Source organism: Deltaproteobacteria bacterium (assembly GCA_016183175.1).
Classification (GTDB): domain Bacteria; phylum UBA10199; class UBA10199; order UBA10199; family SBBF01; genus JACPFC01.
Genome location: JACPFC010000040.1, coordinates 54,027 through 60,869, shown reverse-complemented (window position 1 = coordinate 60,869; position 6,843 = coordinate 54,027). Strand labels below are relative to the sequence as shown.

At 53.4% G+C, this 6,843-nt stretch carries 10 protein-coding genes; 5 read left to right on the top strand and 5 right to left on the bottom strand.

Features of this window, described 5'->3' with window-relative positions:
* On the bottom strand, window positions 1-372 hold a 372-nt coding region (locus HYU99_05120; GenBank protein ID MBI2339730.1), incomplete at its 3' end, for an ACT domain-containing protein.
* A gap of 90 nt (window positions 373-462) precedes the next feature.
* On the opposite strand from HYU99_05120, the gene HYU99_05115 reads away from it, so the two are divergent.
* From HYU99_05115 to HYU99_05100, 4 genes are read left to right on the top strand one after another with little or no spacing between them, the layout of a single operon-like run.
* A complete protein-coding gene (locus HYU99_05115) occupies window positions 463-1,119 on the top strand; it encodes a sigma-70 family RNA polymerase sigma factor (GenBank protein MBI2339729.1) in 657 nt (218 codons plus the stop codon).
* Window positions 1,116-2,048 carry a hypothetical protein gene (locus HYU99_05110; protein ID MBI2339728.1) on the top strand — a complete coding sequence of 311 codons (933 nt, stop codon included), beginning with the start codon at window positions 1,116-1,118 and terminating at the stop codon, window positions 2,046-2,048. The genes HYU99_05115 and HYU99_05110 overlap by 4 nt, the downstream gene beginning before the upstream one ends.
* 12 nt (window positions 2,049-2,060) lie before the next feature.
* The gene (locus HYU99_05105) at window positions 2,061-3,089 is read left to right on the top strand and encodes a VWA domain-containing protein (protein MBI2339727.1); all 1,029 of its coding nucleotides are present in this window, start codon (window positions 2,061-2,063) and stop codon (window positions 3,087-3,089) included.
* Between the two features lie 2 nt (window positions 3,090-3,091).
* Window positions 3,092-3,370, top strand: a complete 279-nt coding sequence (locus HYU99_05100; GenBank protein ID MBI2339726.1) for a hypothetical protein — start codon at window positions 3,092-3,094, stop codon at window positions 3,368-3,370.
* Between the two features lie 12 nt (window positions 3,371-3,382).
* On the opposite strand, the gene HYU99_05095 is transcribed toward HYU99_05100, so the two are convergent.
* From HYU99_05095 to HYU99_05080, 4 genes are all read right to left on the bottom strand, one after another.
* On the bottom strand, window positions 3,383-3,580 hold the full coding sequence (locus HYU99_05095; GenBank protein ID MBI2339725.1) for a hypothetical protein: 198 nt from the start codon (window positions 3,578-3,580) through the stop codon (window positions 3,383-3,385).
* Complete coding sequence (locus HYU99_05090) at window positions 3,577-3,819, bottom strand: hypothetical protein (protein MBI2339724.1); 243 nt, start codon at window positions 3,817-3,819, stop codon at window positions 3,577-3,579. The genes HYU99_05095 and HYU99_05090 overlap by 4 nt, the downstream gene beginning before the upstream one ends.
* Before the next feature lie 108 nt (window positions 3,820-3,927).
* Entirely contained in the window at window positions 3,928-4,278 is a 351-nt protein-coding gene (locus HYU99_05085) for a helix-turn-helix transcriptional regulator (GenBank protein ID MBI2339723.1), read from the bottom strand.
* Window positions 4,265-4,552, bottom strand: a complete 288-nt coding sequence (locus HYU99_05080; protein ID MBI2339722.1) for a cytotoxic translational repressor of toxin-antitoxin stability system — start codon at window positions 4,550-4,552, stop codon at window positions 4,265-4,267. The genes HYU99_05085 and HYU99_05080 overlap by 14 nt, the downstream gene beginning before the upstream one ends.
* Window positions 4,553-4,770: 218 nt before the next feature.
* Here HYU99_05080 and HYU99_05075 point away from each other — a divergent pair, with 218 nt between their 5' ends.
* Complete coding sequence (locus HYU99_05075; protein MBI2339721.1) at window positions 4,771-6,837, top strand: transglycosylase SLT domain-containing protein; 2,067 nt, start codon at window positions 4,771-4,773, stop codon at window positions 6,835-6,837.
* Window positions 6,838-6,843: the final 6 nt, after the last annotated feature.

The following is a 6,843-nucleotide window of genomic DNA, read 5'->3' as shown; positions in this document are numbered from 1 at the left end:
CGCGTTGGGGTCGGGCACCCGGACAAAAAGGGTCACCTTTCCCTTGGCGCCGGCGGGGGCGGAGCCGTAGGCATAGTCCATGTTGATCATCGCCTTGGCCAGTTTTTGCGCCACCTTGACAAATTCGCCGGGACGGTTGGACATATCGACGGCCAGAATTTCGTTTTCCATCGAAATGGCGCCGTGATCTTCCAGAATATCCTTTGCCTTTTTCACCTTGTCGACCACCATTCGGATCACGGCATGATCGACGGCGTCCTCCACCATCACTGCCTGCATATTCACCCCTCTTTTGGCAAATTCGGCGCAGACACGGGCAAAGGCGCCCGGCCTGTTTTCGAGGAATATGGAAAGTTGGGAAACGACTCTCATGGGAACCTCCTTGGGTTAGCTTGGGCGCAACCGGCGTTTATTATACGCCGGACAAAAGAGATTGCAATTTTGAATCTTGTCGCCTTAATAATGCAAAAGAACCTGAATTTAAACCTATTTTTTAGAATCCGGCGTTTTCTCATGAGTGAAAAGGAATTATCGGTAATCAACAACGAATCGGCCGACGACGAGGCCCTTTTTGCGCGTTTTAAGGGAGGGGACCATTCCGCCTTCGACCTCCTCCTCAAACGCTACCAGGCGCCGATTTTTTCGCTGATCCTCAAGTCGGTTGGAAACCGTCAAAGCGCCGAAGAGCTTTTTCAGGATGTCTTTTTCAAGATCATTGAAAAGAGGGATTCATTTCGGACCGATGTTTCGTTCCGCGCCTGGCTTTTCACCGTTTGCAGAAATACCTGTATCGACACCGCGCGAAAAAACAAGAGGGCGCCGGGGATCGACTCGATTTTTGTCGACGAGGAGAAACCGCTGGAGATCAGGCAGGCGGGCAACAACCCTGGCCCTCTGGAAGGAGCCGCCGGCGCCCAGCTCGATTCGTTCCTCGAAGAGGCCCTTCGTGAACTCCCCCCTCAACAGCGCGAGACGTTTTATCTGAAGGTGAAGGGGGAAATGACGTTTGAAGAAATCGGCGCCGTGATGAAATGCTCCGTTAACACCGCCAAAAGCCGCCTGCGGTACGCGGCGGAAACATTGAGGGGGATATTTGGGAAGAGGGGATATTTGAAGTGACATCTCATCCAACAACCGAAGAACTCTACGAGGCCCATATCAAGCAGATAACGGGCGCGCGTGCGCGCGAAATCCACGCACATTTGCAGGAGTGTTCCGAATGTCGGCAGGTTCTTCTGGACTACCAAAAACTGGAGGAGAGCTTTGTCCAACAGCCGCTGGAAACCCCTTCGCCGCGGGTGTTGGAAGCCATCCGGCTCAAGGCCCGTAAATCGACCGAAAAGCCGCGCGAGCGGCTTCTCTGGGCTTTTTTAAGATGGGACCGCGCCGTCGGTTTTGCCGTTGTGGCGGTGATGGCTGTCGGCATCGGCATTCTTTATCGCACCGGATTTCACGAAAAAATTTCGGATGAACAGCCGCCGGCAACATCTGTCCTTCCCGCCGAGCCGAGACCGGTCAAACCGCCTCCAGTAGCCGTTCCTGTCGTCTCGCCCCCAACCGGCCTCGAGAAGAGGGAGGCGGAGACTGCTCGCCCGATAGCGGCCAAAAAAGAGAAAATCGCACCGGTGGATTACGATATCGAAGGGGCCTATCAGGAGTTTGAAGCGGCAGAGGCCACCCCTTCGCCGTCCGGTACAGCCGAGGAAAAAAGAGATGTCGGCGGGGGGCCGGCAAAAGGTTTGGTCCCGTCGCTGACAGCCGTTCCCCCGATCACCGAAGCGGACAGACTGCTTGATGAAGCGCTGGAAAAACAACCGGAAAAACAAACGGGGGGTGTCTCGTGTCCGACTGCGTGCGGCGCCTATGAGGCCATCGTCAAGAAATATCCAAACTTTGTTCGTCTGCCGGACGTTCTGTTCAACTGGGCTGTCTGCCTTGAAAGGCTGGGGTGTGCCGATGAGGCCCGGAAAAAATTAAACCAGCTGGAACAAATGAATCCCTCGTATCCCGGCCTCTTGGAGGCAAAAGGGAGACTGATGGAGAAATAGAAAGGAAACAAAATGATATCGAGATCGCTCATCGTTTTTTTGCTGTTGATCGCGTCACCTGCGTATGCCTATCTCACCAAACCCCCACCCCCTCCTTCATCCAACGCCGAAGTGACCTTGGAGGCCAAAAGCTCCCACGGCACAATTCTGCGATCGGGCGACGAGGATTTTTATATTCTGGTGACGACAAAAACCGCCAAAAACGAATCGGCCAAAAAACTCCCGCTCAATATCACCATTGTCATCGACCGGAGCGGCTCGATGGCCGATAACGGCAAACTCAATTTCGCCAAACAGGCGGCCAAAGAATTCATCAACAAGTTGGGCAACGAAGACCGCGTTTCGCTGGTGGAGTATGATGAGCAGATCACCGTTTTGGCCGAGCCGACGCTGGTCGGAACAGATCGCGGCGTCCTCCTTAAAAAAATCGACCTTTTGGAGCCGCGCGGGTCCACCGACCTGGCCGGGGGAATGGTGGAAGGGGGAAAACAGGCGGAGAGATTTTTTGACGAAAACCGGATCAACCGCGTCCTTCTCCTCTCGGACGGCCTCGCAAACACCGGGGTGGTTCAGATTCCGGCGGTGGCCAATCTGGCGGAAGGTTTGAGCCGAAAAGGGATTCAGGTGACCACCTTCGGCCTCGGTTCCGATTTTGACGAAGAGATGATGACCCGCATCGCCGATTCTGCGGGGGGAAACTACTATTTCATCGAAAGCGGCCCGCAGATCGCCGGCATCTTTGAAAAGGAACGCCATGCTCTTTCGACCGTGGTGGGAAAAAAGGCAAAGCTCGTTGTCGAGCCGGAGCGGGAAATCGAATTTATGGATGCCTTCGGTTATCAGACAAAAAAAAGCGGAAATAAAATCGTCGTCGATATTCCCGATCTCTTTTCCGGCCAGAACCGAAAAATTCTTTTACGCTTCAAACCCAAAATCAAAGAGGCGCGCGAGTTGGTGGCGGCCACGGTGACTTTGGAGTACACCTCCACCGCTCAAAATCTGGTCCGGAAGGAACTGCGCGATCGGCCAACCCCGATGTGATTGTGGAATCGGTGAAAATCGCCTCCAGCCGTCAGATTGAAGAGGCGATGAAGAGTTATGCGGGCGGCAACACCTTCGGCGCCAACAATTTTCTCTCCCAGGCCAGGGGAATCCTTCAAGACGCCTACCAGTCCAACCCAAGCCCGGCACTGATCAAACAAATGAACGACATCGACCGGACATTAAACAAGATTCAGTCAACCTCCGCCGATTCGGAAGGGGGAAAGCTGTTGATCAAGGAAGAAAAATACAAGGCGCGCCAGGAACAGCAGGAGTGGTAATTTATTTTGAGGTCACATTTTTCGAGACCGGCGATAAGCCGAAAGCGACATTCCCCCTTCTTTGGCGGCCGAATGCTTCAGCAGTAAACGAAAGCGGGGACTCCGCTCTAAAAGATAGTCTTCGATATCATCGTCGCTGATGGCTTCCATAACAGCCTCGATCTTGCCGTTTTTGGTGATAAAAACCGGCTCTTTTTTCGCCATCTTCATAAATTGAGCCACTCGTCGATTCTTAACCGGTAATCCGCGGGTACTTTTCCCTTAAGTCGCTTGATACGCGAGCGGCTTTCTTTTGCCGGTTCAAAACTCAAATATTTTTCAATGCCGTCGAGCACCTTGGTGGCATCGTACCTTCGCATGCCGTCCAGATCGGCTACTGCATGCGGCTTCAAATGGACGGTATAACGGGCCATGCCTTTAATGACTGAATTATGATATAATTCAGTCATAAATCAACCCAAAAAATGATGCCAATCTTTTGACGTTTTTCTCATTTTGAGCGGGCGTTTACGGAAACTTCGATTTCAAGCGACCAAGGGCGGCTACTTGGCTGAATTTTATAAAAAGACCCGGTAATCCAAGTTGAAAATTTTGGCCAACCGCTTTGCCAATGCCTTGCCGATGGGCCGCTTTCCCGATTCGATCTGTGAAATATTTCCCTGCGGCATTTCCAATGATTTGGCCAGTTGCATCTGCGTCATCCCGGCCCTTTTTCGAGCGGCCTTCAACATATACGCCGCCTCCCCTCCGGCCGCTTTGATACGTGGTCCGGCAAGTTCGCGCCAAGAGACAGGCTTTTCTTCATAATGCTTGAGCCAGATAAGGATGGGCTTTATCCGGCCGGCGGGGACCCGGGTATAGCGCCGAGTGTTTTTGCCCAGCCAAACCTGAACCTCAGTAAGGGGCATTTTCGTGAGTGCCGACATAGTTGATCTCCAAAAGCCTTATTTCTTCATCCAACACATCCCAACAAGCCACGTAAGTCGGACGGCCTAACTTGATATGACAGTGATACCGGATAATATTTTTTGGCGTCTTAAGCCGGCCAAAGTTCTTCCAGTCGGCTCGAATCGGCCCAGCCACCTCAAGTTCTTTGGTCAAAAGGTCGAAGCGCTGTTGAATATGCCGCGGCAAGCGTTCCGCTTGCCGTGCCGCTTTCGATGTTACCGTTACATGCCACATAATATATCAAATTTTGATATATGTCAAAAATAATTCGGCGGGGGGACAATCTGTGTCAAACAATTGATAGACACTCCCCCCCAAGGATCGAAAACATTATCGGCAGGTGCAGGGGGCAAAGTTGCGTAAAAGGTTAAATTTTTTTGGGTGGTGGTGAAAAAACCTTACTTCAAATCTAACCAATTGAATTTGACGCCCGATTCAGGCAAAAATAACGCGTGATGAAGTATGCCGCTCTCCTTTCTATTCTCGCTTTTTCAATCACCGCCTTCGGCGCCGAAAATCCCCCATCACCGCCGGTCGATTGGGCCCAGCGCTATGGCGCCATCGATTCCGCCTCCGAGGCGTCGTTAAATGAGGCGATCAAAAAAGAGGGCCCCCTCTCCCCCTGGCTTTCGCTTCGGTTGAGCGAGCTTTACCTTAGAAGTGAAAAATATCCCGAGGCGCTGAACCTTCTGGAAAAAATTCCTGTCGGAGGCATCTGGGATTTCTGGAAAAAAACAGCGCTTGCCAAGGCCTGGCTCGGCATGAATCAACCGCGCCAGGTCCTTCAGGAACTCGAGGCCCTCCCCCCCGAACCCGATGTGCAGATCAACCCGACGCAGATTTTTTATCGGCAGATCTACCGCGACGCCCTTTGGACCAAAGAGCAGGCCTTAAGACAAATGGGAAAAAATGCCGATGCCGTTTCCGCCCGTATCTGGGCGCTGTTTCCGGATATCGACGGCAACTCTGCAAACGTGAGGGAAACCCCGCGGATCTCCCCCGACATTCATCCGGCCGCAACAACAAGCGACAAGATAACCCGCCTCCATGTCCTGCACACCAAAAAGTTGTACGATACCATACCGGTGATCGTTCGCCCGGACGAAATTGCCGTCAGTCATCTCCCGCTGGCCGAAAAATGCCGCGCCCTTTTCGAATGGGGCAACTCCCTTCGCAATCTGAAAAAACCGGCCGAGGCGCTGGATGGATTTTCCGGGGCGGTTTCGCAAAAATGCGACGGCGAATACCTCGTCCGCTCCCTCTACTGGAAGGGCAAGCTGGAGCTTGCCTTTAAAAAACCCGATCGGGCGATCGAGACTTATGAATATTTGATCGAAAAATTTCCGTCGGGGCGCTACACCGACGATGCCTGGTACGGCCTTTGGAAAATTTACGAGGAACAAAAGCAGGAAGGACGGGCCAAAAAGGCCATCCGTCAGTTGATCGCCCTCCCCGAAGGGGATATGCGGCTTGAGGCGCTCTGGGAGACCGCCTGGCCGGCGTACAAAAAAAAGAAATACAGGGAGGCGCTCGAACTTTTCGACCGGATACTCGCATCGCCGCCACGGGACGATGAGTCCTATCCGCGCGCCCTCTACTGGAAAGGACGGACGCTGGAAAAGATGGGGGAGGCGTCCTCTTCTTATTATCAGCGCCTCATCGATGATTTCCCCTTTTCCTACTACGCCGTTATCGCGGCCAACCGTTTTGGCACGACGCCCAACATTCCGCAGATCCCGCGCCCGCATACCGAGGTTCCGGTGGAGGCCAAGGCGCAAGAGACGATCGTAACCGTCAATCTGCTGAACGAGCTGGGTTTACACAGGGAGGCCTTGGACCTTCTCGACTATTTTTCCCAGCAGGAGGCCGATCTGGCGGGGCAGATGAAGCCGCTCATGGCGGTAAAATGGATCGAATCGGGCGATTACAATAAGGCGCTGGCGATGGCCTCAGAGCATTTCGGTCACGGTGTCACCGAGGGGGTCAAGCGCAAAAATGATCCGATGCTTTTTGCCTTCTATCCCGAGGCCTACGCCAAAGAGGTGGAAGCGGCCAATCGCCGGTTACAACTGCCGCGCGGGATGATTGAGGGGATCATGCGCGAGGAATCGCTTTTTCTGCCGGAGGTCCGCTCGTCGGCCGGCGCCGTGGGGGTGATGCAGTTGATGCCCGGCACCGCCTCCATTCAGGCCCGATCGACCGTCGTTGAAAATTTTTCCATGGACAGTTTGACCGATCCGCGGACCAATATTCTCCTTGGCTCCTCCTTTTTTGCCAAACTGGTGGACCGTTACGAGGGCCATGTGCCGCTGGCGGTGATGGCCTACAATGCCGGACCGGGGAATGTGAACAAGTGGCGCGCCCGGATGGGAAACCTTCCGCTGGATGAGTTTGTGGAAGAAATTCCTTTTTCGGAAACACGGGGGTATGTCAAGCGGGTTCTGCGCTCGATGCAGATCTACGGACTTCTGTTTGACGAGCCGACATTCAAGAAACCCTTTTTTTCGATGAATTTGTAAAAAATT